The organism is Pseudomonas sp. MPB23 (assembly GCF_046605395.1).
Lineage (GTDB): Bacteria > Pseudomonadota > Gammaproteobacteria > Pseudomonadales > Pseudomonadaceae > Aquipseudomonas.
Genome location: NZ_CP176771.1, coordinates 6,341,173 through 6,367,095 on the forward strand (window position 1 = coordinate 6,341,173; position 25,923 = coordinate 6,367,095).

The 25,923-nt window shown below is 62.6% G+C and carries 21 protein-coding genes and 1 pseudogene; 16 read left to right on the top strand and 6 right to left on the bottom strand.

From position 1 onward, the window contains the following. Window positions 1-3: 3 nt before the first annotated feature. The 8 genes from ACLH0J_RS28835 (at window position 4) to ACLH0J_RS28870 (ending at window position 9,302) form a co-directional block, all read left to right on the top strand. Window positions 4-1,452 (top strand): alginate O-acetyltransferase, encoded by a 1,449-nt coding sequence (locus ACLH0J_RS28835; protein WP_411390100.1) that lies wholly within the window; start codon window positions 4-6, stop codon window positions 1,450-1,452. Window positions 1,453-1,460: 8 nt separating this feature from the next. Further along, window positions 1,461-2,570, top strand: a complete 1,110-nt coding sequence (locus ACLH0J_RS28840; RefSeq protein WP_411390101.1) for a mannuronate-specific alginate lyase — start codon at window positions 1,461-1,463, stop codon at window positions 2,568-2,570. Between the two features lie 214 nt (window positions 2,571-2,784). Then, the gene (locus ACLH0J_RS28845) at window positions 2,785-4,317 is read left to right on the top strand and encodes an MBOAT family O-acyltransferase (RefSeq protein ID WP_411390102.1); all 1,533 of its coding nucleotides are present in this window, start codon (window positions 2,785-2,787) and stop codon (window positions 4,315-4,317) included. An 11-nt stretch (window positions 4,318-4,328) separates the two neighbouring features. Beyond that, window positions 4,329-5,504: an alginate O-acetyltransferase gene (locus tag ACLH0J_RS28850; protein ID WP_411390103.1), complete on the top strand. Its 1,176-nt coding sequence runs from the start codon at window positions 4,329-4,331 to the stop codon at window positions 5,502-5,504. A gap of 16 nt (window positions 5,505-5,520) precedes the next feature. Then, entirely contained in the window at window positions 5,521-6,174 is a 654-nt protein-coding gene (locus ACLH0J_RS28855; RefSeq protein ID WP_411390104.1) for an alginate O-acetyltransferase AlgF, read from the top strand. Between the two features lie 122 nt (window positions 6,175-6,296). Beyond that, on the top strand, window positions 6,297-7,748 hold the full coding sequence (locus ACLH0J_RS28860) for a mannose-1-phosphate guanylyltransferase/mannose-6-phosphate isomerase (protein WP_411390105.1): 1,452 nt from the start codon (window positions 6,297-6,299) through the stop codon (window positions 7,746-7,748). Between the two features lie 262 nt (window positions 7,749-8,010). After that, entirely contained in the window at window positions 8,011-8,475 is a 465-nt protein-coding gene (locus ACLH0J_RS28865) for a multidrug transporter (protein ID WP_411390106.1), read from the top strand. A 14-nt stretch (window positions 8,476-8,489) separates the two neighbouring features. Continuing rightward, complete coding sequence (locus ACLH0J_RS28870; protein WP_411390107.1) at window positions 8,490-9,302, top strand: SDR family oxidoreductase; 813 nt, start codon at window positions 8,490-8,492, stop codon at window positions 9,300-9,302. A gap of 110 nt (window positions 9,303-9,412) precedes the next feature. On the opposite strand, the gene ACLH0J_RS28875 is transcribed toward ACLH0J_RS28870, so the two are convergent. The 4 genes and pseudogenes from ACLH0J_RS28875 to ACLH0J_RS28890 all read right to left on the bottom strand — a co-directional run bounded on the left by ACLH0J_RS28875 (window position 9,413) and on the right by ACLH0J_RS28890 (window position 14,172). Continuing rightward, the gene (locus ACLH0J_RS28875) at window positions 9,413-10,273 is read right to left on the bottom strand and encodes an efflux RND transporter periplasmic adaptor subunit (protein WP_411390108.1); all 861 of its coding nucleotides are present in this window, start codon (window positions 10,271-10,273) and stop codon (window positions 9,413-9,415) included. A 10-nt stretch (window positions 10,274-10,283) separates the two neighbouring features. Next, on the bottom strand, window positions 10,284-10,484 hold the full coding sequence (locus tag ACLH0J_RS28880; protein ID WP_010565658.1) for a DUF1656 domain-containing protein: 201 nt from the start codon (window positions 10,482-10,484) through the stop codon (window positions 10,284-10,286). Further along, a pseudogene (locus ACLH0J_RS28885) lies at window positions 10,474-12,650 on the bottom strand (FUSC family protein). Before ACLH0J_RS28885 ends, ACLH0J_RS28880 begins: the two are co-directional and overlap by 11 nt. Before the next feature lie 10 nt (window positions 12,651-12,660). Beyond that, window positions 12,661-14,172 carry an efflux transporter outer membrane subunit gene (locus ACLH0J_RS28890; protein WP_411390109.1) on the bottom strand — a complete coding sequence of 504 codons (1,512 nt, stop codon included), beginning with the start codon at window positions 14,170-14,172 and terminating at the stop codon, window positions 12,661-12,663. Window positions 14,173-14,353: 181 nt separating this feature from the next. On the opposite strand from ACLH0J_RS28890, the gene ACLH0J_RS28895 reads away from it, so the two are divergent. The 4 genes from ACLH0J_RS28895 to ACLH0J_RS28910 all read left to right on the top strand — a co-directional run bounded on the left by ACLH0J_RS28895 (window position 14,354) and on the right by ACLH0J_RS28910 (window position 17,969). Next, window positions 14,354-15,322, top strand: coding sequence for a LysR family transcriptional regulator (locus ACLH0J_RS28895; protein WP_411390110.1), 969 nt, complete (start codon window positions 14,354-14,356; stop codon window positions 15,320-15,322). A gap of 151 nt (window positions 15,323-15,473) precedes the next feature. Continuing rightward, entirely contained in the window at window positions 15,474-16,448 is a 975-nt protein-coding gene (locus ACLH0J_RS28900; protein WP_411390111.1) for a 2-hydroxyacid dehydrogenase, read from the top strand. Between the two features lie 132 nt (window positions 16,449-16,580). Continuing rightward, entirely contained in the window at window positions 16,581-17,483 is a 903-nt protein-coding gene (locus tag ACLH0J_RS28905; protein ID WP_411390112.1) for a chemotaxis protein CheV, read from the top strand. Between the two features lie 3 nt (window positions 17,484-17,486). Further along, entirely contained in the window at window positions 17,487-17,969 is a 483-nt protein-coding gene (locus ACLH0J_RS28910; protein ID WP_411390113.1) for a GNAT family N-acetyltransferase, read from the top strand. A 44-nt stretch (window positions 17,970-18,013) separates the two neighbouring features. Here the strand turns inward: ACLH0J_RS28910 and ACLH0J_RS28915 are convergent, their stop codons facing one another. Beyond that, the gene (locus ACLH0J_RS28915) at window positions 18,014-18,784 is read right to left on the bottom strand and encodes a transporter substrate-binding domain-containing protein (protein ID WP_411390114.1); all 771 of its coding nucleotides are present in this window, start codon (window positions 18,782-18,784) and stop codon (window positions 18,014-18,016) included. Window positions 18,785-18,954: 170 nt separating this feature from the next. Beyond that, window positions 18,955-19,188 carry a hypothetical protein gene (locus ACLH0J_RS28920; RefSeq protein ID WP_010565667.1) on the bottom strand — a complete coding sequence of 78 codons (234 nt, stop codon included), beginning with the start codon at window positions 19,186-19,188 and terminating at the stop codon, window positions 18,955-18,957. A gap of 214 nt (window positions 19,189-19,402) precedes the next feature. Between ACLH0J_RS28920 and ACLH0J_RS28925 the strand changes: the two genes are divergently transcribed. The 4 genes from ACLH0J_RS28925 to ACLH0J_RS28940 are packed head-to-tail and all read left to right on the top strand — an operon-like array spanning window position 19,403 to window position 25,702. Next, the gene (locus tag ACLH0J_RS28925; RefSeq protein WP_411390115.1) at window positions 19,403-20,569 is read left to right on the top strand and encodes an efflux RND transporter periplasmic adaptor subunit; all 1,167 of its coding nucleotides are present in this window, start codon (window positions 19,403-19,405) and stop codon (window positions 20,567-20,569) included. Further along, a complete protein-coding gene (locus ACLH0J_RS28930) occupies window positions 20,566-23,661 on the top strand; it encodes a multidrug efflux RND transporter permease subunit (protein ID WP_411390116.1) in 3,096 nt (1,031 codons plus the stop codon). The genes ACLH0J_RS28925 and ACLH0J_RS28930 overlap by 4 nt, the downstream gene beginning before the upstream one ends. A 9-nt stretch (window positions 23,662-23,670) precedes the next feature. Next, complete coding sequence (locus ACLH0J_RS28935; protein ID WP_411390117.1) at window positions 23,671-24,348, top strand: heavy metal response regulator transcription factor; 678 nt, start codon at window positions 23,671-23,673, stop codon at window positions 24,346-24,348. After that, window positions 24,338-25,702 (top strand): heavy metal sensor histidine kinase, encoded by a 1,365-nt coding sequence (locus tag ACLH0J_RS28940; RefSeq protein WP_411390118.1) that lies wholly within the window; start codon window positions 24,338-24,340, stop codon window positions 25,700-25,702. The genes ACLH0J_RS28935 and ACLH0J_RS28940 overlap by 11 nt, the downstream gene beginning before the upstream one ends. Window positions 25,703-25,923: the final 221 nt, after the last annotated feature.

Here is a 25,923-nt window from a genome sequence, read left to right on the forward strand (position 1 = left end):
CTTATGCACCCACACATGATCAAACTGCTGAGCCTCTCGGGTCTGACCCTCGGCCTGCTCGCGGCCAGCCAGGGCGTACGCGCCGACGACGTCAAAGCGCCGACCTTCACCGCCGAACCGTGCTGCAGCCTGTGCCCGGCCGCCCACGACGCGAAGAACTACACCACGCGCTACCAGCAGAACTTCACCACCCTGGTGCAAGCCCAGGGCGACTGGCTGTTCCGCACCCAGGAAGACCTGCGCACCGAATTCGACACCAGCCCCGCCGGCTACAAACGCATGCAACAGCTGCACGATGCGTTCAAGGCCAAAGGCGTGGAGCTGGTGGTGGTCTACCAACCGACCCGTGGCCTGGTGAACCGCAACAAGCTCAACCCCGAAGAGAAAGCCAAGTTCGATTTCGACAAGGCCCTGGGCAACTACAAGAGCATGCTCGGCCGTTTCGCCAAGATGGGCTACGTGGTACCGGACCTGTCGCCATTGACCAACGAGCAACTGCCGGACGAATTGCCGGCCCACGATTTCTACTTTCGCGGCGACCAACACTGGACCCCTTACGGCGCCCAGCGCACGGCGAAAATCGTCGGTGCCAAAGTGCGCGCGATGCCTGAGTTCGCCGATATTCCCAAGCGTGAATTCGAGACCAAACGCTCCGGGCGCATGGGCAAGACCGGCACCCTGCACAACATGGCCGGGCAATTGTGCGGCACCAGCTACGCGATCCAGTACATGGACCAGTTCACCACCGAGCCCAAGGGCGAAGCCGGCGACGGCGACCTGTTCAGCGATTCGGGCAACCCGCAGATCACCCTGGTCGGCACCAGCCACAGCGGCAAGAACTACAACTTCGCCGGCTTCCTCGAAGAGGAGATCGGTGCCGACATCCTCAACGTCGCCTTCCCCGGTGGTGGCCTGGAAGGCTCGATGATCCAGTACCTGGGCAGCGAAGAATTCCAGAAGAGCCCGCCGAAGATCCTCATCTGGGAATTCTCGCCGCTGTACCGTCTCGACCAGGAAACCATCTACCGCCAGATGATGGCGCTGCTGGACAACGGCTGCGAAGGCAAGACCGCGCAGATGAGCGCCAGCGCCACCCTGAAACCCGGCAAGAACGAATTGCTGGTCAACAGTTCGAACAAAGACCTGCGCAACGTCAACCATCAGGTCGACATCCGCTTCGCCGACCCGTCGGTGAAAACCTTGCAAGCCACCCTCTGGTACATGAACGGGCGCCACGAGGACATCAAGATCGAGAAACCCGAGACATCCGATACAGACGGGCGTTTCGCCTTTGAACTGCGCACCGACGAAGACTGGGCCTCGCAGAACCTGCTGGCCGTGGAAGTGCAGGGCCCCGAAGCGGGTGCTGCGGCGCAGAAAGTCGAAGCGAAAATTTGCACACGCAACGTGTTCCCAAGCGGCGGTCAGAAGACCGCTTCACTCGGGCAATGAGGTTACCTATGCAGAAGTTATGGATTCCATCGTTGCTGGGCCTGGCGATCTTCGCCGGTTCAGTCAACGCCGCCGCGCCACTGCGTCCGCCCCAGGGCTACTTCGCACCGATCGAGGCGTTCAAGACCGGCGACTTCAAGAATGACTGCGATGCCATGCCGACGCCGTACACCGGCTCGCTGCAGTTTCGCAGCAAGTACGAAGGCTCCGACAAGGCCCGCTCCACGCTGAACGTGCAGTCGGAAAAAGCCTTTCGCGACAGCACCGCCGACATCACCAAGCTGGAAAAAGACACCAGCAAGCGCGTGATGCAGTTCATGCGCGACGGTCGCCCGGAGCAGCTCGAATGCACGCTGAACTGGCTGGTGTCGTGGGCCAAGGCCGATGCGTTGATGTCCAAGGACTTCAACCACACCGGCAAATCCATGCGCAAATGGGCGTTGGGCAGCATGGCGTCGGCCTATGTGCGCCTGAAGTTCTCCGACTCGCACCCGCTGGCCAACCATCAGCAGGAATCGCAACTGATCGAAGCCTGGTTCAACAAACTGGCGGACCAAGTGGTGAGCGACTGGGACAACCTGCCGCTGGAAAAAACCAACAACCACTCTTACTGGGCCGCCTGGTCGGTGATGGCGACGTCCATCGCCACCAACCGTCGCGACCTGTTCGATTGGGCGGTGAAGGAATACAAGGTCGGCGCCAATCAGGTCGATGACCAGGGCTTCCTGCCCAACGAATTGAAGCGCCAGCAACGCGCGCTGTCGTACCACAACTACGCCCTGCCGCCGCTGTCGATGATCGCCAGCTTCGCCCTGGTCAACGGTGTGGATCTGCGCCAGGAAAACAACGGCGCCCTCAAGCGCCTGGGCGACAAGGTACTGGCCGGGGTCAAGGACCCGCAGATCTTCGAGCAGAAGAACGGCAAAGAGCAGGACATGAAGGACCTCAAAGAGGACATGAAATTCGCCTGGCTCGAACCCTTCTGCACCCTCTACACCTGCACGCCGGATGTGCTTGAGCGCAAGCACGGGATGCAGCCGTTCAAGACCTTCCGCCTCGGCGGCGACTTGACCAAGGTCTACGACCCGACGCACGAAAAAGGCAACAAAGGTTCCTAGGCGAACTCGGTAAAAAATGTGGGAGGGGCTTGCTCCCGATAGCAGTGTGTCATTCAACACAGATGGCCACTGGTATACCGCAATCGGGAGCAAGCCCCCTCCCACATTTAAAGCCGGTTTCGACAGTGAGATTGCAATACAGCCCCCCCGAATTCGTGGGGGGGTTTGGGGGGGCTGCGGCCCTTGACTGTTGGTTAAACATGGAGAGATCGGGATGGTTTTCTCGTCCAATGTGTTCCTGTTTCTGTTCTTGCCGATCTTTCTCGGCTTGTACTACCTGAGCGGGCAACGCTATCGCAACCTGCTGCTGCTACTGGCCAGCTACGTGTTCTACGCCTGGTGGCGAGTGGACTTCCTGACACTGTTCGCGGCCGTCACGCTGTGGAACTACTGGATCGGCCTCAAGGTCGGTGCCGCCGGCGTGCGCACCAAGCCGGCCCAACGCTGGCTGCTGCTCGGCGTGGTGGTCGACCTGTGCATCCTCGGCTACTTCAAGTACGCCAACTTCGGCGTCGACAGCATCAACGTGATGATGAAGTCGGCGGGTCTGGAGCCGTTCATCCTCACCCACGTGCTGTTGCCGATCGGGATCTCGTTCTACATCTTCGAGTCCATCAGCTACATCATCGACGTGTACCGCGGCGACACTCCAGCCACGCGCAACCTCATCGACTTTGCCGCATTCGTGGCGATCTTCCCGCACCTGATCGCCGGCCCCGTGTTGCGTTTTCGCGACCTGGCCGACCAGTTCAACAACCGCACCCACACCCTCGACAAGTTCTCCGAGGGCTGTACGCGGTTCATGCAGGGTTTCATCAAGAAGGTTTTCATCGCCGACACCCTGGCGGTGGTGGCCGACCATTGCTTCGCCCTGCAAAACCCCACCACCGGCGATGCCTGGCTCGGTGCACTGGCCTACACCGCGCAGTTGTACTTCGACTTCTCCGGCTACAGCGACATGGCCATCGGCCTGGGCTTGATGATGGGTTTCCGCTTCATGGAAAACTTCAAACAGCCGTACATCAGCCAGTCGATCACCGAGTTCTGGCGGCGCTGGCACATCAGCCTGTCGACCTGGCTGCGTGACTACCTCTACATCACGTTGGGCGGCAACCGCAAAGGCACGCTGACCACCTACCGCAACCTGTTCCTGACCATGCTGCTCGGTGGCCTGTGGCACGGCGCGAACATCACTTACATCGTGTGGGGCGCCTGGCACGGCATGTGGCTGGCGATCGAGAAAGCCATCGGCCTGAACACCTCGCCGCGCAGTTTCAATCCGATCCGCTGGGCCTTGACGTTCCTGCTGGTGGTGATGGGCTGGGTGATCTTCCGCGCCGAAAACCTGCACGTCGCCGGCCGTATGTACGGCGCGATGTTCAGCTTTGGCGAGTGGTCGCTGTCGGAACTCAACCGCGCCAACCTCACCGGCCTGCAAGTGGCGACCCTGGTGGTGGCCTACGCAACCCTGGCGTTCTTTGGCCTGCGCGACTTCTACAGCAACCGCCCTGGCGAGAAAACCCAGGCGGCCGACCCGAGCCTGATCAAGGCCGTACCGGGCGACAACCCGGGCAGCATCCACGAGCCGGGCTTCACCGTGGGCCGTGACGCTGCCGTGCAACCGGCCTACTGGACCGCTGACTGGCCACGCTACGCCATGCGCGCGGCGGTGCTGCTGCTGTTCGTGGCGTCGATTCTGAAACTGTCGGCGCAGAGTTTCTCGCCGTTCCTTTACTTCCAATTCTGAGGGAGCCGACCATGACCCGATCATTCCGCGTGCTCTATATCAGCCTGTTTATGGTGCTGCTGCTGGCCCTGGGCGCCTGGTCGTTGCGCAGTTTCCTGGGCTTCAGCACCAATGCCGACGCCACCGTGCTCAACGGTCGCTGGACCAAAGCCGTCGAGACCCACTACGACGACGCGTTCCCGATCAAGCGCCTGGGCACCAACCTCTGGGCCGCGCTGGACTACAAGCTGTTCAACGAAGGCCGTCCCGGCGTGGTGCTGGGCCGCGATCACTGGCTGTACAGCGACGAGGAGTTCAACCCCGCCGTCAACGAAGACCAGAACCTGCAAGGCAACTACGCGCTGGTCGAAGGCGTGCGCCAGCAGCTCAAGGCCCAGGGTATTCAACTGGTGCTCGCGATCGTGCCGGCCAAGGTGCGCCTGTACCCGGAACACCTGGGTGACGTGAAACCGGCGAGCATCCACGCCGACCTCTACCGGGACTTCCACGCCCGTGTCGCCGCCGACAGGATCATCGCCCCCGACCTGCTGGGCCCGCTGCAACAGGCCAAGCTCGCCGGTAAGCAAGTGTTCCTGCGCACCGACACCCACTGGACCCCGGACGGTGCCGAAATCGCTGCCAAGCAGTTGGCTAAAACCATCGCCGACAAGACCCCGCTCCACGGCGAGCCGCAGCGCTTTGTCACCGAGGCCGAGAAGACCGAACCGCACAAAGGCGACCTGCGTCTGTTCCTGCCCCTGGACCCGCTGTTCGAAAACCTGATGCCGCCCAAGGAGCCGCTGGAAAAACGCGTCACGCACCTGGCACAAACCCAAGGCGACGACGCCCTGTTCAGCAACAGCGAAACCCCGGTGGCCCTGGTGGGCACCAGCTACAGCGCCAACCCCAACTGGAACTTCGTCGGCGCGCTCAAGCAAGCCCTGGGCAGCGACGTAATCAGCTACGCCGAAGACGGCCACGGCCCGATCCTGCCGATGCTCGGCTACCTGAAAAGTGACGACTTCAAGAACAGCCCGCCACAGGTGCTGATCTGGGAATTCCCTGAACGCTATCTGCCGATCAATAACGAAATCGGTGATGCCGACCCACAGTGGGTTGCGCAACTTAAACAAGCCGGTTCGCGCCAACAGAACATGGCACAGAACACCCTTAAAAAATCCGAGACGCCCGACCGGGCGCAAAACTGAAAGAGAGGTAACTCACATGACTTTCACTACTACTCCGCGTCGTCTCGCTAAGACTCTGGCCCTGGCTGCCGGTATGAGCTTGGTATCCCTGTCTGCCTTCGCCGGTGACGCAGCCTTGTACGGCCCAATCGCACCGAAAGGCTCAAGCTTCGTGCGTGTCTACAACGCTTCCAACCAGGAAGTCAGCGCGACAGTGGGCAGCACCCACCTCAACGAAGTGGCCCCGCTGGCCAGCAGCGACTTCAGCTTCATGCCGGGCGGCGACTACAGCGCCAAGGTCGGCAGCCAGACCGTGCCGGTCAAACTCGCGCCAGACCATTACTACACCCTGGTCAACAACAGCAGTGGCCAGCCGCAGTTGATCGAAGAACCGCCGTTCAAGAACAAGCAGAAATCCCTGGTGCGCGTGCAGAACCTCAGCGACAAGGCCCTGACCCTGAAAACCGCTGACGGCAAGACCGACGTGGTCAAGTCCGTGGCCGCCAAAGGCCGTGGCGAGCGTGAGATCAACCCGGTGAAAGTCAGCCTGGCGCTGTATGACGGTGACAAGAAAGTCGGCGATGTGAAACCCGTCGCCCTGGAACGCGGTGAAGCGGCGGTGCTGTACGTCACCGGTTCTGGTAGCAGCCTGTCGCCAGTGTGGGTCAAGCGCCCCGTGTCGACCCGCTGATTAATTTTCCGGGTTGACCCTCCCCCTGTAGGAGCGAGGCGTCAGTTCGGATGCGAGACAAAAACAAGAGTGAAACGACAAACCTTCGTAGCTCTGACCCAAATTGATTCAAGGAGAAACACATGATCCCAGTAATCCTTTCCGGTGGTAGCGGCTCACGTCTTTGGCCGCTTTCCCGCAAACAGTTCCCCAAACAATTCCTGGCCCTGACCGGCGAGCACACGCTGTTCCAGCAGACCCTGGAACGCCTGGTGTTCGACGGCATGGACACGCCGATCGTGGTCTGCAACAAAGACCACCGCTTCATCGTCAACGAGCAACTGAGCACCCGTAAGCTCGAATGCCAGCGCATCCTGATGGAACCCTTCGGCCGCAACACCGCGCCGGCCGTGGCCCTGACCGCGATGATGCTGGTCAACGAAGGCCGCGACGAGCTGATGCTGGTGCTGCCCGCCGACCACGTGATCGACGACCAGAAAGCCCTGCAACGCGCCCTAGCCCTGGCCACCGTGGCCGCCGAGCGTGGCGAGATGGTGCTGTTCGGCGTGCCGGCGACCCGCCCGGAAACCGGCTACGGCTACATCAAGTCCGGCAACGATTCGCTGCTGCCCGAAGGCGTGAGCCGCGTGCAGCAGTTCGTGGAAAAACCCGATGAAAAACGCGCCGTCGAGTTCGTCAAAAGCGGCGGTTATTTCTGGAACAGCGGCATGTTCCTGTTCCGCGCCAGCCGCTTCCTCGAAGAGCTGAAAAAGCACGACCCGGACATCTACGACACCTGCGTGCTGACCCTGGAACGCAGCGTGCAAGACGCCGACACCGTGACCTTCGACGAAGCCACCTTCGCCTGCTGCCCGGACAATTCCATCGACTACGCCGTGATGGAAAAAACCCAGCGCGCCTGCGTGGTGCCACTCAGCGCGGGCTGGAGCGACGTGGGTTGCTGGGCGTCGCTGTGGGCGGTCAACGATAAGGACATCAACGGCAACGTCACCAAGGGCGACGTGGTGATCCAGGACAGCAAGAACTGCATGATCCACGGCAACGGCAAGCTGGTGTCGGTGATCGGCCTGGAAAACATCGTGGTGGTGGAAACCAAGGACGCGATGATGATTGCCCACAAGGACAAGGTCCAGGGCGTCAAGCAGATGGTCGCGACCCTCAACGAACAGGGGCGCAGCGAAACCCAGAACCACTGCGAGGTCTATCGTCCGTGGGGTTCCTACGACTCGGTGGACATGGGCGGGCGCTTCCAGGTCAAGCACATCTCGGTCAAGCCGGGCGCGTGCCTGTCGCTGCAAATGCACCACCACCGCGCCGAACACTGGATCGTGGTCAGCGGTACCGCCGAAGTCACCTGTGACGACAACGTGTTCCTGCTCTGCGAGAACCAGTCCACCTACATTCCGATCGCCTCGGTGCACCGCCTGCGCAACCCGGGCAAAATCCCGTTGGAGATCATCGAAGTGCAATCGGGCAGCTATTTGGGCGAAGACGATATCGAGCGGTTCGAAGATATCTACGGTCGCTCGACGCCGATTGAGCGTGGCGTGTCGGTGAAAACCATCGCGCAGTAAAACAGCCGTACAAAAAGCCCTCGCCCCGGCCACTGCGTCCCCATCCGCAGTGGTTTGGGTGGGGGCTTTTTGTTTGGGATTTGCGCTGGCTGTGAGGGCCTCATCGGGGGCAAGCCCCCTCCCACATTTGAATGTATTCACAGATCAGAGGTGGGAGGGGGCTTGCCCCCGATGAGGCCCGCCCGGCCACCGCAGCACTCAAGGTAGCCAATCCCACCTACGCTTAAGTTAGGATGCTCGCTCCCTATTCGAGGTGGTCTCCATGTTCTTCGGCGTTCTCCTGATCATCACTTGGCTGATCCTGCTGCTGCGCTACCCGGCCAAAGCCTTGCCGGTTTCACTCGCCGCCGCTGCCGGCCTGGGGTTGGTCGCGGTGTGGGTGGTGTGGCTGGACAATCGTGAAGCCTCGCAACTGGCGCGTCTGGAGCTGCGTATCACCTACGCGCCGCAGGAATGCCCCGCCGACCGTCCACTGAAACTGACCCTGAACAACGGCAACGATGTGCCGCTGACCGAACTGCGCTGGCGCGTGGCCGCCTATGCACCGGGCGACACGGTCAACCTGGCCGACAACGTCTATGCTGCACCACGCTATCGTGGCCCCGGCGAACTGCAGGCCGGCGCCACCTGGGACGATTGCCTGCCCACCCCACCGCTGCGCCCCGGCTATCGCCCGCAAACCCTGGAATTTCGCGCCGAGCATTTGCAAGGCAGTTTCTCGGACTGACAAAGGACTGATCCATGCCCAACGTACTCATCACCGGTTGCTCCAGCGGCATCGGCCGCGCCCTGGCCGACGCATTCAAGGCGGCAGGCTTCGACGTGCTCACCAGCGCCCGCCGCGAAGACGACGTGATCGCGCTCAATGACGCGGGCTTTCATGCCGTGCTGTTGGATGTGAATGACGCGACCGCCCTGCAGACCCTGGCCGCGAACCTGGACGAACTGGACGTGCTGATCAACAACGCCGGCTACGGCGCCATGGGCCCGCTGCTCGACGGCGGCACCAACGCGATGCAGCGCCAGTTCGAGACCAACGTGTTTTCCATCGTCGGCGTGACCCAGGCGCTGTTCCCCGCACTACGCCGCAGCAAAGGCCTGGTGGTGAATATCGGCAGCGTGTCCGGCGTATTGGTCACGCCGTTTGCCGGCGCCTACTGCGCCTCCAAGGCGGCAGTGCATGCGCTGAGTGATGCATTGCGCATGGAGCTGGCGCCCTTCGGGATTCGCGTCATGGAAGTGCAGCCCGGCGCCATCGACACACGCTTTGCGAAAAACGCCGGCGCCCAGGCCGAACTGTTGATCAACGAACAATCGCCGTGGTGGCCGTTGCGCGAAGGCATTCGTGCACGCAGCCAGGCGTCCCAGGACAAGCCGACACCCGCCAGCGTGTTTGCGGCGGATGTGCTTAAAGCCGTGCAACAGCAGCAACCACCGCGCCTGCTGCGCTCGGGCAACGGCAGCCGCGCATTGCCGTTGATGGCGGCGTTGTTGCCCAAGGGATTGTTGGAAACCGTGTTGAAGAAACGCTTTGGTTTGAAGGGCCGTCTATAAATGATCGACTCAGTCAACTGTGGGAGGGGGCTTGCTCCCGATAGCGGCGTGTCAGTCACCTGATACTTTGACTGATTCACCGCCATCGGGAGCAAGCCCCCTCCCACCTGTCACTCCGACGTTTGCTTGACGATCACGGTGCAGGTGATACCGGCCGCCAGCAACACGCCTTCCGGCACTTCATCAATGTGAATCCGCACCGGCACGCGCTGGGCCAGGCGCACCCAGTTGAAGGTCGGGTTCACGTCGGCGATCAGCTCGCGGCTCTCGGGGTTGTCGCGGTCGTAGATGCCGCGGGAGATGCTTTCCACGTGGCCTTTCAGCGTCTCGCCGCTCATCAATTGCATATCGGCTTTGTCGCCGACTTTCACATGGGGCAGTTTGGTTTCTTCGAAGAAGCCATAGACCCAGAACGAGTTCATATCCACCACGGCCATCTTGGCTTCGCCGATGCGCGCGTAGTCGCCACGGTGCACGTTGAGGTTGGTGACGTAGCCGTCCACTGCCGCCAAGACCTGGGTGCGCTTGAGGTTGAGTTCCGCCGCTTCCAGTTGCGCCTGGGCGTGCTGGTAGTCAGCCAGGGCCGAGTCGGCGATGTTGCCGGCGTCGTCGCGATTTTCCCTGGAGATCACCAGGGCGTCGAGGTCGGCGCGGCGGTGGGCGTTGTCCTTGCGCATTTCCCAGGTGGCTTTGCGCGAGGCCACAAGGGCTTGGGCCTGTTTGACGGCGAGGCGGTAGTGCTCGGGGTCGATCTGCATCAGCAGGTCGCCCTTTTTCACCAATTGGTTGTCACGCACTGGCACGTCGACCACTTCGCCGGTGACGTCGGCGGCGACGTTGATGATGTCCGCCCGCACCCGACCGTCGCGGGTCCACGGCGTTTCCATGTAATGCACCCACAACGTGCGGCCAATCCAGATTGCCAAAGCCAGTACCAGCAGGGTGGCGAGCAGGCTGAAAAACTTTTTCATCGGGGCATTCTCAACGGTAGACGGTCAGCGCCAGGGCGCCGAACAGGCAAACGAACAGGCTCAGGCGCAGCAACGCCGGGTGCCAGAAAAAACGGTACAGGTCGAACCCGGCCAGGAAGCGGTCCAGCGCCCAGGCGAGCCCCGCCGCGATCAGGAACATCAGGGTCATGGTCGGCATATAGACGCCATGAAAGGCGATTTCACGAGGCATGCGGAGCTCCTTTGAAGGCCGCGAGTGGCGATTGCGGGTCCAGCAGCGAGGTGCGGATAAAGTGCAGGTAGCTTTTGACCCGGCGCAGGGCCGAGGTGTCGAAGTGCGGCGCGAAGGGTTCGTCGGTGGCCTGCACGCGGCTGATCGCATGGTCGACGGCGATCAGCCCACGCTCCAGGTTACTCGCGCTGGGTTGCAGGAACAGCCGCACCAGCGAGCGCCCCATCACCCGGATCGCCTGGCGCCACGGCTGGGATTCGGCGTACGCCGGGTGCACCGGCAGAACCGCCTGCTCCTTGCGCAGCTCGATGATCGCGTGGCCGACTTCCAGCACCACGAACATCCAGCGCAGCAGGTCGCGCTGCACCTGCGGCTGGCCGACCGCGAGGCCGTAGGCCTGGTGCAGCAGGTCGCGGGTACGGCTTTCGAAACTCGACGCCAGGCCCTTGAGCTTGCCGCTGATCGCGTACACCACTTGCTCGCGCAGGTCCTGCTCCAGACGGCGCCACAACCAGCGACTGTTGGGCGGCAGGATGATCGCCCCGCCGCCGCGCACACCAGCATGCCAATGACCATGGCGATGTAGTCGTTGATAAAGCTGTAGGGGTTGTACACCGTCAGGTTGTCCGGCACCGAGCCGGTACTGAAAAAGATCAGCAGGCCCACGCCGACGCCGGCGTATTGCGGACGTGAGTTGAGGAAGGCACCGAAAATGATCACCGGGGCGAGCATTACGCACAGCAGCGGGAAGCCGTCGATCCAGGGGAACACGAAGAACATTTCGACGAAGCCCACCAACGCCCCGATAAACGTACCGCAGGCCATCTGGAATGCCATGCGTTTGGGGTTGGGCGTGGCAGCGGACAGGCCGACGGTGGCCGCCGCGATCAGGGTCATGGTCGCGCCGCTGGGCCAGGCGGTGGCCACCCAGTAGCTGCCGAGCACGATCAGGATGAACGACGCCCGCACGCCCGAGGCCACGCAGGCCAGCCAGTTGGTTTTCGGGATGAAGGTTTCGTCCCACTTTTCCCGCGCGTGAGTGTGATCGGCCAGGGAGGCGTGGGTCTGCGCGTAGTTGTGCAGGTCGTCGACGAAGCGGTAGAGCAGCTCGTAGGCGGTATGAAAGTCCAGTTGCTCGTCTTCACTCGGATTTTCTTGCTGGAAGATCGCTCGCAGGGCGCGGACCTTGGCGGGCAAGCCGTCCTTGTAGACGCTGAGCTGGTTGACCAACCGCACCGCGTCGGGGCTGGTGAGGGCGCGGCCGGAGAACCCGTCGAGCAGTTCGGCCAGATCCTGCAGGCCGGGTTTGATCGCAGCGACCACATGGTCGGCGGCATCGGTGCGCAAGCGTTCGAGCAATTGGTGCAAGGCGTTGAAGCGCGTGGTGATGCTCATGAATTCGCTGTTGAGGCGACTGAGCCGGCCGTTGCGTCGGCGCATGTGCGGGTCTTCGAACACGGTGAGGCTGCGCAGCCCTTCCAGGCCCACGGCTTCGGCGATAAAGCGCACGTTGGTGCGTTCAAAGGCTTCGCGCTGACTGCGCCCCCGCAGGCCATCGGTGACGAACAGCGCGAACACACCAAAGCGCTGGTACAGCGCGTTGCGCATGGCCGCACTGGAGGTCTGCGGCAGGATCGCGGCGCTGACCAGCGTGGAGACGATGATCCCCAGGGAAATTTCCAGCACCCGCCACACGGCCGCCATAAACGCACCGTCAGGATGGGCCAGCGCCGGCAGGCCAACCATCGCCGCCGTATAACCGGCCAACACAAACCCATACGCGCGAAAGTTGCGGTTGCGCGTGGCGCCAGCGGTACAGATACCCACCCAGATCGCCAGCGAGCCAAGGAACAACTCGGTGTTCTGGGCAAACAACGAGATCAACAGCACCATCACCGCCGACCCCGTCAGGGTGCCGAGGAAACGATAGAAACTCTTGGCGAACACCTGGCCGCTCTGGGGTTGCATCACGATAAAGACGGTGATCATCGCCGTGCGCGGCTGCGGCAGTTCCAGGCGCATGGCCAGCCACAGCGTCGCAAACGCCGCGATCAGCACCTTGAAGATGTATACCCAGGTCACGCCATCGCTGCGTGCCCAGTCGAAAAAACCACGGCGCCATTCAAGGGAGTGCAACCAGCGCAACGGTGCGGGCAAGGGAGTCATTCAGTCCTACTCAGTGATCGAACACGGCAAGCGCTGCCGGGGTCTTGCTCGGGACGGTCTTGGTGTCTTTTGGCACATCGTTGCCGGCCCCCAGGCCACCGCCCAGGGCGGTTACCAGTTCGGCGTGGGCACTCAGCCGCGCGGCCTGCACCTGTTGCTCGATTTGCTGCTGGCGGAACAGCAGGGTCTGGGCGTTCAGCACATTGAGGTAATCGGTCAGACCGCGCTGGTAGGCGATCATGGCGATGTCATAGGTTTTCTGCGCCGAAGCCACCGATTGCGCAGCGAATAACGCCTGTTTGTCCATGGACTCGCGGCGGATCAACTGGTCGCTGATGCCCTTGAGCGCATTGACCAGGGTCTGGTTGTAGTGCGCCACGGCAATGTCATAGCCCGCGCTGGCTTCGCCCAACTCCGAGCGCAGGCGGCCGCCGTCGAAGATCGGCAACGTAATGGCCGGCCCGACGTTGTAGTTGAATTTCTTGCCCGCCAGAAACTCCAGCATGCCGCCGCCAGTGGCCACATAGCCGAGGCTGCCAACCAGGTCGACGTTAGGGTAGAAACCGGCGTGGGCCACATCGATGCCACGGGCCTGGGCCGCCACTTGCCAGCGGCTGGCGACCACGTCGGGGCGCTGGCCGAGCAATTGCGCGGGCAGGCTCGACGGCAGTTTCAACGGCGCGGCGAGGGACAGGCTCGGGCGTTGCAATTGCGCGCCCGCCCCCGGTCCCTTGCCGGCCAATGCCGCCAGTTGGTTGCGGCTCAGGGCGATTTCTTCGTCCAGCGCGTCCAATTGACGATGGGTTTCCGGCAGCGGGGTTTCGGCCTGGCTCACGTCGAAATGGGTGCCGATCCCGGCGTTCAGGCGTTTGTTGGCCAGGTCGAGGATCTGCTGTTGCTGGGCCAGGGTCGCGGCGACGATATCGCGCGAGGCGTAGTGCAACGACAGCTGGATATAGGCGCGCACCACGTTGTTCTGCAGTTCGAGCTGGGCCTGGCGCGCTTCGGCGGCGCTCATGTGCGCCAGGTCGACGGCACGCTCGCTGGCGTTGCTTTCGCGGCCCCACAGGTCGAGGGCGTAGCTGAAGCCCAGGGAGGTGTTGTTGTCCCAGGTGTTGGAACCGCTCAACGCACCCGGGCCGTAGAACTGATCGTTCGGCCAGTTGTGGCGTTTGAGGGTGGTGTCGCTGTTGATCTGCAGCGACTCGGCCGACTCGACAATCCCGGCCATGGCCCGCGCTTCACGCACCCGCGCAGCGGCCATGGCCATGCTCGGGCTATCGCGGGTGGCGAGGTCGACCCAGCGGTTCAGTTGCGGGTCGCCGTAGGCTTGCCACCACTGCGCGGTGGGCCAATGGGCATCCCTGGCGGCGCTCTGAATCGCCTCGTCGGTGGCCAGGGTATTGGCATTGAGGGCCTGGTCTTGGGGGGCAATCCCTCCGGTTCCGATGCAGCCGCTGATTGCTAACGATAAGGCCCAAACACTGAGAGTCTTCAGCTCTCTGCTGATGCGACGCGGCACTGCTGCGAATTCCTGAGGTGGTGTAGCGGGGAGAGTGACGCAATTCTAGGGTGCGGGGTGGAGGACGATAAGCTGGTATTCCTGTGAATCTTTGTTACCGTTCACGCGATAATCCGTTGGTAGGGATCACTGTACGGCGTAACTTTCTGTCACAATTTGTTATCTCCCCTGAGAACACTCCATGGACACTCTGCAAAGCATGCGCGCCTTCAGTTGTGTGGCAGAAGCCGGCAGCTTCACTGCCGCCGCCGTGCAACTGGATACCACTACCGCCAACGTCTCGCGCGCGGTCTCCAACCTTGAGGCCCATCTGCAAACACGCTTGCTCAACCGCACCACCCGTCGCATTGCGCTCACAGAGGCCGGTAAACGCTACTTGTTGCGTTGTGAACAGATCCTTGCCTATGTCGAAGAAGCCGAGGCCGAAGCCAGCGATGCCCACGCACGTCCAGCCGGCCAGTTGAAAGTGCACACCATGACCGGCATCGGTCAGCATTTCGTCATTGATGCGATTGCCCGCTACCGCCGTACCCATCCAGACGTGACCTTCGACCTGACCCTGGCCAACCGCGTGCCGGACCTGCTCGACGAAGGCTACGACGTGTCCATCGTGCTCGCCAGCGAACTGCCGGATTCGGGCTTCGTGTCCCAGCGCCTGGGCATTACCTACAGCATCGCCTGCGCGTCGCCGGACTACGTCAAAGCCAAGGGCTGCGCGCAACGTCCCCATGACTTGCTCAATCATTCGTGCCTGCGCCTGGTCAGCCCGGTGGTCTTGCTGGACAAGTGGACCTTCAACGGTCCCGAGGGGCAGGAAAGCGTAGCGATCAACACCTCGCCGTTCCTGGTGAACTCGGCCGACGCGATGAAAACCGCGATCACCAGCGGCATGGGCGTAGGCCTGTTGCCGGTGTATGCCGCCATCGAAGGCCTGCGCAACGGGACCCTGGTGCGGGTCATGCCCACCTACCGCTCCCAGGAGCTGAACCTGTACGCCATCTACCCGTCGCGCCAATACCTGGATGCGAAGATCAAGACCTGGGTGGAATACCTGCGCGGTTCGTTGCCGGAGATTCTCGCGGCGCATCAGGCGGAACTGGCGGCGTATGAGTTGAGCGGCAGCCTGGGCGGTGTGCGCCTGGCGAACTGATTTCTTTCAGACAACCGCCTCAAATGTGGGAGAGGGCTTGCTCCCTCCCACATTTAGACCCTGACCGCTTTGGATCTGCGGTGTCCTGACAATTGTCGGCAGGAATGTTAGCGTGCTTGGCATTCTTCCGTAGTCGATGAGCCCGCCTGCCATGAAAAAGACTGTCCTCGCCTTCAGCCGCATCACCGCGCCGATGATCGAACGCCTGCAACAGGAGTTCGAGGTGATCGTGCCGAACCCGAAGCTGGGCGATATCAATGCGCAATTCAATGAAGCCCTGCCCCACGCCCACGGCCTGATCGGCGTGGGTCGCAAGCTGGGCCGCGAGCAATTGCAGGGCGCGAGCCAACTGGAGGTGGTGTCGAGTGTGTCGGTGGGCTACGACAACTATGACGTGCCGTACTTCAACGAGCGCGGGATCATGCTCACCAACACCCCCGATGTGCTGACCGAAAGCACCGCCGACCTGGCGTTCGCCCTGCTGATGAGCAGCGCGCGCCGCGTGGCCGAGCTGGACGCATGGACCAAGGCCGGCCAATGGAAAGCCAGCGTCGGCGCGCCGTTGTTCGGTTGCGATGTGCACGGCAAGACCCTGGGCATCGTCGGCATGGGCAATATCGGCGCGGCCGTGGCCCGGCGTGGACGCCTGGGCTTCAATATGCCGATCCTGTACAGCGGCAACAGCCGCAAAGTGGCGCTCGAACAGGAACTGGGCGCGCAGTTCCGCAGCCTGGACCAGTTGCTGGCCGAGGCGGACTTCGTCTGCCTGGTGGTGCCGTTGAGCGACAAGACCCATCACCTGATCAGCACCCGCGAGTTGGGCCTGATGAAGTCCAGCGCGATCCTGATCAATATTTCCCGTGGCCCGGTGGTGGACGAACCGGCGCTGATCCAGGCGCTGCAAACCCAGCGTATCCGCGGTGCGGGCCTGGATGTGTATGAGCAGGAACCGCTGTCTGAGTCGCCGCTGTTCCAACTGAGCAATGCGGTGACCCTGCCGCACATCGGCTCGGCCACCACTGAAACCCGTGAAGCCATGGCCAACCGCGCGCTGGACAACCTGCGCAGCGCCCTGCTCGGCCAGCGTCCGCAGGACCTGGTGAATCCACAGGTGTGGAAGGGCTGATCCATAACCCGTGTGGGAGCGAGCTACCTCCCGCACGGGTGCAACCTGACACAAAATCCGGTTAAAGCCAGGCTCTCCCAAGTCGATAACCTTCCATAGAAGATCGTCATCCCTGATTCACAGAAGGTTCTTATGTCCACCACTAAAGCCCGCGCAGACTCACTCTCGCTTCTGCTCTTTACCTTGCGTAGCGGCAAGCTGATGGCCATCAACCTGCTGAAAGTCAGCGAAATCATCCCCTGCCCACCGCTGACCAAGCTGCCGGAGTCGCACCCTCACGTCAAAGGCATCGCCACCTTGCGCGGTAACTCGCTGGCGGTGATCGACCTGAGCCGCGCCCTGGGGGAAATGCCTCTGGAGGACCCGGATGGCGGCTGCCTGATCGTCACCGACGTGAGCCGCTCCAAGCAGGGCCTGCATGTGCAGGCGGTGAGCAAGATCGTGCACTGCCTGACCACCGACATCCGCCCGCCGCCCTACGGCTCCGGCGGTAACCGCGCGTTCATCACCGGCGTCACCCAGGTGGAAGGCGTCTTGGTGCAAGTGCTGGACATCGAAAAAGTCATCCACGGCATCGCACCGGCACCGGTTGAAGTGGCGCCCACCGACTTGACCATGGAAGAGGCCGAGGTACTGGGCAACGCCCGCATCCTGGTGGTCGACGACAGCCAGGTGGCCCTGCAGCAGTCGGTGCATACCCTGCGCAACCTCGGCCTGCACTGCCACACCGCGCGCAGTGCCAAGGAGGCCATCGACGTGCTGCTGGAACTGCAAGGCACGGCCGAGCAGATCAATGTGGTGGTGTCCGACATCGAAATGTCGGAAATGGACGGCTATGCCCTGACCCGCACGCTGCGCGAAACCCCGGACTTCAAGGACCTTTACGTGCTGTTGCACACCTCCCTGGACAGCGCGATGAACAGTGAAAAGGCGCGCCTGGCGGGTGCCGACGCGGTACTGACCAAATTCTCGTCGCCCGAACTGACCAAATGCCTGGTGGTGGCCGCCCAGACCGTGGCGCAAAAAGGCCTGTAGCCGGTGAGCGGGTATTACCAACTGCTGCGCCGCGACCTGAGGGGCAGCCTGCCCGCCCCGCAGTGGCCGGCGCATACGCAACTGGATCACTACCGCGAAGCACTGGCCCCGTCGATTCATGCCGTATTGCGCATGACCCAGGACCAGGGCGGCGACCGGCTTCCCGATCTGCAGACCTGGCAACGGCAATTCGTCCGCGATGCCGAGTTCGATCCCACGCTGTGCCTGGTGGTCAGCAACGACCAAGGCATACTCGGCGTGGCCCAATGCTGGACCAGCGCCTTTATCAAGCACCTCGCCGTACACCCCTGCAACCAGGGCCAGGGGCTGGGCCGCGCGTTGCTGCTGCACAGCTTCCAGGTGTTCAAGCAACGCGGCGAACCCTATGTGGACCTCAAGGTACTGGAGAGCAACCTGCGCGCGCGGCAATTGTATGAAAGCGCTGGCATGGTGTTCGTCTTGCGCGATAGGGTCAGCGACGACTGACAGTTACTGGCGCCTCCATGGACGTCGCCGGCCCTGACCGGAACTCACGATGCGTCCAGAGGATAGGATGCAAGGATTCGCTGGTATTCGCCGTTTTGCATCAGCTCTTCCAAGGCACGGTTGAGCTCATAGCGCAGCGCCGTGTCGGGCTTGCGCACCGCGATCGCCACGCCGTCGCCCAACAGTTCGGCCGAAACGGCGGGCCCCAGAAAGGCGAAATCCTGGCCGGCGGCGGTGTCGAGCAACGCTTGCCGAATCTCCACGGTACCTTGCAGGGTCGCATCGATATCGCCGGCCACCAGGCTGCGGACCAGTTCGTCATTGAGCCAGAAACTTTTGACGATCACGCCGCCGGGCGCCCATTTGGAGCGCGCGAAGGCCTCGCGGTTGCTGCCCAGCAAGACACCCACTCGCTTGCCCTTGAGCGACTTGATGCTCGGCGTCAGGCCCGAGGTTCGGCGGGCGACCAGACGGGTGGTGAACGGGTAGAGGTTATCGGTGAAATTGGCCCAGCGCCGCCGCTCGGAGGTGGGGGCCATGCCCATGATCGCGTCGAATTGGCGGGCCTCCAGGGCCGGGAAGTTTTCCACGACCACCTGGTCGACCCAGGTGCAGCGCACATTCAGTTGCTGGCACAGGGCATTGCCCAGTTCGATATTCAGGCCGACCAACTGCCCTTGCGGGTTGCGGCTCTGGAAGGGCGGAAATTGCGCGGCAACGGCGAAACGGATTTCGCGCCGCGGTGACTCAAGCGCCGCAACGGTATTGACCGAGAGCGACAGGGCAAGCGCTACACCGATAGGTATCAGGGCCACGGGGAATGTCCTTTTCCGGAAAGACCAGCCTCACTGTCCCCTTCCCCGGTCAGAACAATCGGGATGGGGCAGAGGCTGTGCAAGCTTTCAAGAAAGGGACGTGGGCCTACAAGCAGAAATATCAGCGCGAGCCGTAGGCAATGTCCGGCACAGTTTTCAGCTGATTAATCTCAACGTTTACCCATCGAGCGACGAGTGCCCGGCGGCGCCATGCCCGGCGACTTGGTGTGGCCATTCTTGGCGCCATTCTTGTACCACGGCTGGGCGGCATGCTTGGCCCCGGCCAGCTCACCTGGCTTGAACGGAAACTTGAACGCCGGGATCTCGGCTTTTTCCACGCTTTCAGCGCTGGCCGGATCGACGAGGTCGGCCGTTTCAACAGGGGGTTGTGTCGGGGAAGTCATGGAAGCTCCGGAGCGTGCAAAAAATGATGCGGGCCCAGCTTGCGGGCCACATCGGCGGGCAGTATACCTGCGCCCCTCAGATCTTTAACCACTGCCTGTACGAATGGTCGGCCTTTACTGACAGCGCTGTCAGTTAGCAGTCACCTTGCTGACCGGGTTGACGGGCTATAAAGACCCTACATTCTTCCAACCCTTTGCCCTGGCGCCCCACTCCATGCAAATACAACGAAAAACCGCCCTGATCGTGGGTGTCCTCGTCGTGCTGGCCATTGCCGCCTGGGCCTTGACCCGCCCGGCCAAGTCCAGGCTGGCGGCGCCCACCGCGATCCCGGTACGGGTGGTCAGCGTGGCGCAACAGGATATCCCGCGTTTTGTCAGCGGCATCGGTTCGGTGTTGTCGATGCACAGTGTGGTGATTCGCCCCCAGGTCGACGGCATTCTCACCCGATTGCTGGTCAAGGAAGGCCAATGGGTCAAGGCCGGCGACCTGCTGGCGACCATCGATGACCGCTCGATCCGCGCCAGCCTCGACCAGGCCAAGGCGCAACTGGGTGAGAGCCAGGCACAGCTGCAAGTGGCCCTGGTCAACCTCAAGCGTTACAAGGAACTGAGCATCGACGACGGCGTGTCCAAGCAGACCTACGACCAGCAGCAGGCGCTGGTCAACCAGCTCAAAGCCACCGCCCAAGGCAACCAGGCGTCCATCGACTCGGCCAAGGTGCAGCTTTCCTACACACAAATTCGCTCACCGGTGACGGGCCGCGTGGGGATTCGCACCGTTGATGAAGGCAACTTCCTGCGCACCAGCGATACCCAGGGCCTGTTCTCCGTGACTCAGATCGACCCGATCACCGTCGAGTTCTCCCTGCCGCAACAGATGCTGCCGACCCTGCAAGGCCTGATCGCAGCGCCCACCCCTGCCAGCGTCGACGCCTACCTGGGCGCCGACACCGACGGCCAGACCGGCGACTTGCTCGGTGAAGGCCACTTGAGCCTGATCGACAACCAGATCAGTTCCACCACCGGCACCCTGCGCGCCAAGGCCGAGTTCAACAACGCCACGCAGCGCCTGTGGCCGGGGCAACTGGTGACGATCAAGATCCAGACCGCCCTCGACAAGAACGCCCTGGTAGTGCCGCCGACCGTGGTGCAACGCGGCCTGGACTCGCACTTCGTGTACCGCGTCAACGGCGACAAGGTAGAGGTGGTGCCGGTGCAGGTGACGTACCAGAACAGCGACGTGAGCATCATCAAGGGCGTCCAGGCCGGCGATGTGCTGGTCAGTGATGGCCAGTCGCGGCTCAAGGCGGGTGCTCAGGTGGAGGTGCTCAAGGAGCCGCCGCAAGTGATCCAGACCGTCGACGCCAAGGTGCAACCATGAGCGGCAGCCGTTCGCCGTCGGCCTGGTGCGTCGACCACCCGGTCGCCACCCTGCTGCTGACGTTTGCCCTGGTGTTGCTCGGGCTGATTGCCTTCCCGCAGTTGGCTATCGCGCCACTGCCGGAAGCGGAATTTCCGACGATCCAGGTCACCGCGCAATTGCCCGGCGCCAGCCCGGACACCATGGCCTCGTCAGTGGCCACGCCCTTGGAGGTGCAATTCAGCGCCATCCCCGGCATGACCCAGATGACCTCCAGCAGTGCCTTGGGCTCCAGCCTCCTGACCCTGCAATTCACCCTGAACAAGAGCATCGACACCGCTGCCCAGGAAGTCCAGGCGGCAATCAACACCGCCTCCGGCAAGCTGCCCAGCGATATGCCAAGCCTGCCGACCTGGAAAAAGGTCAACCCGGCGGACAGCCCGGTACTGATCCTCAGCGTCAGTTCCGACAGCATGCCCAGTACCGAACTGAGCGACTACGTGGAAACCCTGCTGGCGCGGCAAATCAGCCAGATCGACGGCGTCGGCCAGATCAACATCACCGGCCAGCAACGCCCGGCGATTCGCGTACAGGCCTCGCCCGACAAACTCGCGGCCATCGGCCTGACCCTGGCCGACATCCGCGTGGCGATCCAGCAGTCGAGCCTGAACCTGGCCAAAGGCGCGATCTACGGGGAGAACAGCGTGTCGACCCTGTCGAGCAACGACCAGCTGTTTCAGCCGGACGACTATGCCCAACTGATTGTGTCCTACAAGGATGGCGCACCGGTTCAACTGCGGGATATCGCCAAAGTCGTCAACGGTTCGGAAAACGCCTACGTCCAGGCCTGGTCCGGCGACACGCCGGGGGTCAACCTGGTGATCTCACGCCAGCCCGGCGCGAACATCGTCGAGACCGTCGACCGCATCCAATCGGAACTGCCGCGCCTGCAAGCCATGCTGCCGGCCTCGGTGCAGGTCAGTGTGTTGAGCGACCGCACCAAGACCATCCGCGCGTCCCTGCATGAAGTCGAAGTGACCCTGCTGATCGCCGTCTTGCTGGTGGTGGCGGTGATGGCGTTGTTCCTGCGCCAGTTGTCGGCGACGTTGATTGTGTCCAGCGTGCTCGGGGTGTCGCTGATCGCCAGTTTCGCCTTGATGTACCTGATGGGCTTCAGCCTGAACAACCTGACCCTGGTGGCGATCGTGATCGCCGTGGGCTTTGTGGTGGACGATGCGATCGTGGTGGTGGAAAACATTCACCGCCACCTCGAAGCGGGGCTCGGCCAGCGCGAAGCGGCGATCAAGGGCGCCGGCGAGATTGGCTTTACCGTGGTGTCCATCAGCTTCTCGCTGGTGGCGGCGTTTATTCCGCTGCTGTTCATGGGCGGCGTGGTCGGGCGCTTGTTCAAGGAGTTCGCGCTGACGGCGACCTCGACCATCCTGATTTCGGTGGTGGTCTCGCTGACGCTGGCGCCGACCCTGGCCGCGCTGTTCATGCGCGCCCCGACCCACCCGGCCCACGACAAACCCGGTTTCAGCGAACGCCTGCTGGCCGGTTATGCACGCAACCTGCGCCGCGCCCTGGCCCATCAACGCAGCATGCTGGCGATCTTCGTGGTCACCCTGGCGCTGGCGGTGCTCGGCTACGTGTTTATCCCCAAGGGGTTCTTTCCGGTGCAGGACACCGGCTTCGTGCTCGGCACCAGCGAAGCAGCGGCCGATGTGTCGTACCCGGACATGGTCGCCAAGCACAAGGCCCTGGCCGAGATCGTCAAGGACGACCCGGCGGTGCAGGCGTTTTCACATTCGGTGGGGGTCACCGGCAGCAACCAGACCATCGCCAATGGCCGCTTCTGGATCGCCTTGAAAGACCGTGGCGACCGCGATGTGTCCGCCAGCCAGTTCATCGACCGCATCCGCCCGAAACTGGCGAAAGTGCCGGGCATCGTCCTGTACCTGCGCGCCGGCCAGGACATCAACCTCAGCTCCGGCCCCAGCCGCGCCCAGTATCAATACGTGCTCAAGAGCAACGACGGCCCGACGCTGAATACCTGGACCCAGCGCCTCACCGAAAAACTGCGCGCCAACCCGGCATTCCGCGACCTGTCCAACGACCTGCAACTGGGCGGCAGCATCACCCACATCAGCATCGACCGCCAGGCCGCCGCGCGCTTCGGCCTGACCGCCACCGATGTCGACCAGGCGCTGTACGATGCCTTCGGCCAGCGCCAGATCAATGAGTTCCAGACCGAGATCAACCAGTACCAGGTGGTGCTGGAGCTGGACACCCAGCAACGCGGCAAGGCCGAAAGCCTGAATTACTTCTATCTGCGCTCACCGCTGACCAATGAAATGGTGCCGCTGTCGGCGCTGGCCAGGGTCGATCCGCCGACCATCGGCCCCTTGTCCATCAGCCATGACGGCATGTTCCCGGCCGCCAACCTATCGTTCAACCTAGCGCCCGGCGTGGCGTTGGGCGATGCGGTGATCATGCTCGACCAGGCCAAGAACGAAATCGGCATGCCGACCACCATCATCGGCAACTTCCAGGGCGCGGCCCAGGCGTTCCAGAGCTCCCTGGCCAGTCAGCCGTGGCTGATCCTGGCGGCGCTGGTGGCGGTGTACATCATTCTCGGCGTGCTGTACGAAAGCTTCGTGCACCCACTGACGATCATTTCCACCTTGCCGTCGGCGGGACTGGGCGCGTTGATCATGTTGTGGCTGCTGGGCCAGGACTTTTCGATCATGGCCCTGATCGGCCTGGTGCTGCTGATCGGCATCGTCAAGAAGAACGGCATCCTGATGATCGACTTCGCCCTGGAAGCGCAGCGCGTCAGAGGCCTGCCGCCGGAGGAAGCGATCTACGAAGCCTGCGTCACGCGGTTCCGGCCGATCATCATGACCACCCTCGCCGCCCTGCTCGGCGCGGTGCCGCTGATGCTCGGCGCAGGCCCTGGCGCCGAACTGCGCCAACCGTTGGGGATCGCGGTAGTCGGCGGTTTGCTGGTGAGCCAGGCGCTGACCTTGTTCACCACGCCGGTCATATACTTGTACCTTGAGAAGTTTTTCCACAGGCCCAGACCAACGCCCGCGTTGGCGACCACACATTAAGGCGGGGTCATGCGCGTCCTGATCGTTGAAGATGAAGAAAAAACCGCAGACTACCTGCATCGCGGCCTGACGGAACAAGGCTACACCGTCGATGTGGCGCGTGAAGGCGTCGAAGGGCTGCACCTGGCGCTGGAGAACGATTACGCAGTGATCGTGCTCGACGTGATGCTGCCCGGCCTCGACGGCTTCGGTGTGTTGCGCGCCTTGCGTGCGCGCAAGCAGACGCCGGTGATCATGCTCACCGCCCGCGAGCGCGTGGAAGACCGCGTTCGCGGCCTGCGCGAAGGCGCCGACGATTACCTGGGCAAGCCGTTTTCGTTCCTGGAACTGGTGGCGCGCCTGCAAGCCTTGACCCGCCGCAGCGGTGGCCATGAACCGGTGCAGGTGACGGTCGCCGACCTGTGGATCGACCTGATCAGCCGCAAGGCCAGCCGCAACGGCGTGCGCCTGGACCTGACCGCCAAGGAGTTCTCGCTGCTCAGCGTGTTGGCGCGGCGCCAGGGTGAGATCCTGTCCAAGACGGCGATTGCGGAAATGGTCTGGGACATCAATTTCGACAGCGACGCCAACGTGGTGGAAGTGGCGATCAAGCGCCTGCGCGCCAAGCTCGACGGGCCGTTCGACACCAAACTGCTGCACACCATCCGTGGCATGGGCTATGTGCTGGAGAGCCGCAGTGACAACTAACTCCATCGCCCTGCGCCTGAGCGGCATGTTCACCCTGGTGGCGCTGCTGATCTTCCTGTTGATCGGCGGCGCGCTCTATCAGCAGGTGGACCGCAGCCTGGGCCTGTTACCGGAGGCCGAATTGGATGCGCGCTACAGCGTGCTGGAGTCGTCGGTGACGCGTTTCGGCACGCCGGAACATTGGATCAAGATCAAGGCCAAGCTCAAGTTGCTGGCGGAGGAAGACAAGCGCATCCGTTTCTGGGTGGTGAGCAGCGATCCGAACTACGAGTATGGCAACCCCGACGCACAGATCCGCGCCTTCGCCGCCGGCCCGACCGGCAAGCGCGACTTACGCCTGGCCGGCTATGACGACCCGTTCAAGGTGCTGGTGAGCCAGTTCCCCGCCCAGGACCAGCGTCCGCCGTTGCGCTTCATGATTGCCATCGACACCGAAAACTTCCGCGCCACCCAGCACCATTTACTGCTGGCGCTGGTCAGCCTGGCATTTGTTGGCGTGGTCCTGGCCGCGCTACTGGGGTTCTGGGTCTCGCGCATCGGCCTCAAGCCCTTGGGCAGACTCTCGGACGAAGCACAAAAACTCGCGCCGCCGAAGCTCTCGGGGCGCCTGCAGTTGTCGCCATTGCCGCCGGAACTGCGCCAGTTCGTCAACTCGTTCAACGCCACCCTCGACCGCGTCGAGCAAGCCTATTCACGCCTGGAGTCGTTCAACGCCGACGTGGCCCACGAACTGCGCTCACCGCTGACCAACCTGATCGGCCAGACCCAGGTGGCATTAACGCGTGGGCGTTCGGCGGAGCACTACTTCGAGGTGCTGCAATCGAACCTGGAAGAACTGGAGCGCCTGCGCTCGATCATCAACGACATGCTGTTCCTGGCCAGCGCCGACCAGGGCAGCAAGGCCACCAAACTGATCGAAAGCTCCCTGGCCGACGAAGTGGCGACCACCCTCGACTACCTGGATTTCATCCTCGAAGACGCCCAGGTCCAGGTACGGGTAAGCGGCGACGCCGTGGTGCAGATCGAAAAAGCCCACTTGCGTCGCGCCCTGATCAACCTGTTGAGCAACGCCGTGCAACACACCGCGCCGGGGCAGGTGATCGAAGTGAACATCGACGTACAGGAACATCAGGTCGAGATCGGCGTGACCAACCCCGGCGACACCATTGCCAGCGAGCATCTGCCCCGGCTGTTCGAACGGTTCTATCGGGTGGACGCTTCGCGCAGTAACAGCGGGGCGAATCACGGCTTGGGCCTGGCAATCGTCAAGGCGATTGCGTTGATGCATGGCGGCGATGTGTTCGTGCGCAGCGAGGCGGGCGGCAATACGTTTGGCATCACCCTGCCCGTCTAAAGACTGCGCTCCACCGTAGGAGCTGGCTTGCCAGCGCCTACTGTTGCGATTTGGGCAACAGTCATTATCTTGTTACACTCTGTATCCCACCGCTCACCTGCGTTAATTTGACGCATCGTTGAGCGCAACGGCAAAGACAGCTAACCCGCTCACCCACACTTCCCTCGACTTATTTCCAGGGCTCTACACTGGGAATCCGTCTTAAGCCGCTGAGCTTCAGC